Source organism: Nostoc sp. NMS4, from assembly GCF_017115095.1.
Classification (GTDB): domain Bacteria; phylum Cyanobacteriota; class Cyanobacteriia; order Cyanobacteriales; family Nostocaceae; genus Nostoc.
Window position 1 is genome coordinate 1 of the sequence record NZ_JABXKI010000033.1, and the last position, 3538, is coordinate 3538.

Below are 3538 nucleotides of genomic sequence, written 5' to 3' on the forward strand. Positions count from 1 at the left end.
CCCCAAAGAGTTACTTTCTTTACGTCGTGAAAAGTAAGTAGCAAATAACTACAAAGGGCAAAGTTTTAAACCAATATTTATCACCGAGTCAAAATAATTCGTAATTATTACACCACGGGCTTTTGTCGGAGGCTTGAAAAAAAGGAGTTATGTTTTTTATCTCCATCAATAAATTAAGGGTCTTGTACCATTAATTACGAATTACGAATTAGTAATTATTCGGTAACTTTTGTCTATTGGACTAATTCGGGTAAAGTAGCTTCTAACTTCAGACAGTTGGCACCATCAATTTGCAACTTGTAATCTACTTTATCCATTAGACGATTCATAATCAGCCAACCATAACCACCTTCTTGTTTTTCCATCGGGTTTGGAGCATAGTAGTTAGACATATCAAAGCCTTCGCCATAATCCCAAATTTCTAAGGCAAAATCCCGGTTTTTCACTTCTAAACGCAGTAAAATCGGTAAATTTGGTTTGTCCTTGTGGGCGTGACGAACTGCATTAGAGTAGGCTTCCACTAAAGCCAGTCTTAAACGACTTGATTGCCGCGACCAATCCACAGATTCCCCTAACTGGATTTTCAAACATCCCAGCAACCAGTTTTCAACAATATTCAGAAAATTCAAGTCGCTTGGTACATGAAGCTCACTTTTCATGACTTACAAAATCTCCAGTGAAAGTATAGTTTGATCGTCTTCTTGAACGTGATTATCTGCCTGGATACGAGCTAGTAAATGGTTAAGAGAAAGTGGTTGCTGCTCTTGTTGTAAGAGTTGCCAAAGACCATCTTGATTCAGCATCGAACGGTTCACTGGCTCAACCCCAGCTTCAGTTTTTACTGTTAAATCATGATTATTTGATACCATCGCTTCTGTAATTCCATCGCTAGCTAATAACAATGTGTCTCCAGTAGCAAGAACCAAGCGACCAGACTGTGCTTGCCACTTAGGTAAAATCCCTAAAGGAACACTACGAACTTTCAGGTAATTGGGATTGTCGGCTAAAGTCGAGCCACGCGACCATAATATTGGGTAAATATGACCGGCATTGGTGTAGACGAGTTCCTTAGTGCTAGGGGTATAACAGGCTAACACAAGAGTGACAAAATAATTGTTGCTAATTAAATCTTCACTGAGCGCCTGGTTGAGGTTCTGCATGACTATATTCGGCTCTGCTGGTGTCTCTTGAGATAATTCTCGGCGCAAAACTGAAATAATACTAGCCATAAATAAAGCTGCTGGAACGCCCTTGCCAGAAACGTCACCCACTGCTAGCCACAAGTCGCCTTTGGGATGGACAAAAACTTCAAAAAAATCGCCTCCGACTTCGCGCGCCGGATAGCAGCAAGCTTGTACCTTCACACCTTTAATGTCAGGTAAACTTTGGCGTAGCAGGTTGTATTGAATTTGGCGAGCCACCTCTAACTCAGTGTGAATCTGCTGTTGCTTTTCTTGGAGGCGTTGGTAGAGTTTTGCTTGGGAGAGGGCTAAGGCTGCTTGTTCGGCAACACCTGCAATTAGTTGGATGTCTTCGTCTTCCCAAGGGCGATCGCGTCCCCATTGATGCAGGGTCAGCACAGCCAACAAATGCTGATGGTAGCTAAGTGGTACAACTAGGTGATGACTGGGATTACCGTTATATACATCTTGAGCAAGTTGATAATGACGGGTTTCCAGCACCTTTTCGATTAAAACACTGGAGTCGAAGAACCTATCTAATACATCGGATTTTGGATCGTGGTAGAAGAACTCGTCTGGTGTAAGGCGATCGCCCTCTACCGGTTTGAGCAAGCAACTGGTAGCTTCAAATGTTTCTCCAATAGTTGCAACAATTTTTTGCAGCATACTATCGTAGTCTAAAGATTCCCGAATTGCTGTTGTTACCGCATTAAACAAAGATTCTCGGCGTAAGGCCCGACGTAACTCTTGGGTGCGCTTCTTAACTAGGCGATATGTATCAGTAGCTTGCTCAACCAACCCTCTGAGCCGTTCTGGATTCCAGGGTTTGGTAATGTACTTGAAGACCTGACCGGAGTTAATCGCGTCTACCAAATCTTCGACATCAGTAAAACCAGTTAACAAAATCCGAATTGTGTCTGGAAAGCGCTCTACAGTGCGACTAAAAAATTCAGTCCCATTCATTTCTGGCATTCTTTGGTCAGAAATAATCACCGCCATTTCGCCAAATTGATCCAAGATTTCTAAAGCACCAAAAGCATGATTAGCTTTATATACTTGAAAATCTCGCCTAAAAGTGCGGTAGAGTAAATCTAAGTTATCTGGCTCATCATCTACCACCATGAGCTTAAGTTTGTCCGTCCCAATTTCAGCCATATTTGACTTTTGTTTTCATATATTTGAATGGCGAGATAGTATGATGTTTATCCCACCTAATAAATAAGAGAAAATCAGAGAAGCCATTACTTTGAAAATATAACTTTTCAAAGTTGTGAGTTTCCCTTGATTATCCTCAATCGATCCACACCAAAATTAAATTTATCCAACTAACCCAGAACGCAAGGCGCGGACTGCTGCTTGGGTACGGTCATCGGCACATAGCTTATTCAAAATATTGCGAACGTGAGTTTTAACAGTGCCAACTGTGATGTAAAGTCTTTCCGCAATGAGTGCATTACTACAACCTTCGACAATCAACTGTAACACTTCCAATTCCCTTTCTGTCAGGGTGTAAGGTTGAATTCCTTCCAGATTCTCAAAAGAATCCGGGTTAGGAGCAATAGTCTTAGAATCGGTTAAAGCCGACTCCAATTTTTGGGGATTTTGTTGCGCTTGTTGTAATACAATCCGAGCGATCGCTGGATCGATCCAGGCGTTGCCATTGTAAGTTACTCGCACTGCTTCCAGCAAATTATCAAATTTGATATCTTTCATACAGTAAGAGTCTGCACCAGCAGCAAAAGCTGCCAACACCGCTTCTTTGTTATCCCGCAACGTCAAAATTAACACTCTTGTGAGTAACTGCTGTCCATTAGTAGTAGATTTTACCTCCCGTGTTAACTCAATGCCATCCTTATCTGGTAAACCAATATCGACAATAGCAATATCTGGTTGTAGCATTTTTAACATTTTTAGTCCCTCAACAGCATTAGCAGCTTCACCTACAACTTCAATTTCATCCTTTTGCTGTAGTGCTGTACGAATACCCACACGAGTTAGGTCATGATCTTCAATCAGAGCGATACGAATTTTACTCATAGCCAACTTCAGCCCGTTACACTATAACCATAAAGTCGAGTTTCGTGACATACTCCCACACTAACTGCAAGCAGTAGACTGGGGGCTTCTATTCCCGGAACCAGAGTTGCGAGTTGAGCGTTTTATACTAAGTGAATATTACACTGTAACAATAAAAGTTGGACTGGTTCAGCCCAAGTACAAGCGCCCAAGATTAATAGACAGATGATTGAAATTAATTATGTGTTACATGAAACCCTTATATATACGTAGCAGCACTAAGTATATACATTCTTTTTCACTCTTATGTCTATTTAGTTTCATTATGCTTTCTCTCGTTG

General features: G+C 41.2%; 3 protein-coding genes. All 3 read right to left on the minus strand.

Annotation, left to right across the window (positions count from 1 at the left end):
• Window positions 1-233: 233 nt before the first annotated feature.
• The gene (locus tag HWQ37_RS01090) at window positions 234-659 is read right to left on the minus strand and encodes an ATP-binding protein (RefSeq protein WP_292742774.1); all 426 of its coding nucleotides are present in this window, start codon (window positions 657-659) and stop codon (window positions 234-236) included.
• Window positions 660-662: 3 nt separating this feature from the next.
• Window positions 663-2336 (minus strand): SpoIIE family protein phosphatase, encoded by a 1674-nt coding sequence (locus HWQ37_RS01095; RefSeq protein ID WP_292742776.1) that lies wholly within the window; start codon window positions 2334-2336, stop codon window positions 663-665.
• 162 nt (window positions 2337-2498) lie between these two features.
• On the minus strand, window positions 2499-3218 hold the full coding sequence (locus tag HWQ37_RS01100; protein WP_292742778.1) for a response regulator: 720 nt from the start codon (window positions 3216-3218) through the stop codon (window positions 2499-2501).
• Between the last annotated feature and the right edge of the window lie 320 nt (window positions 3219-3538).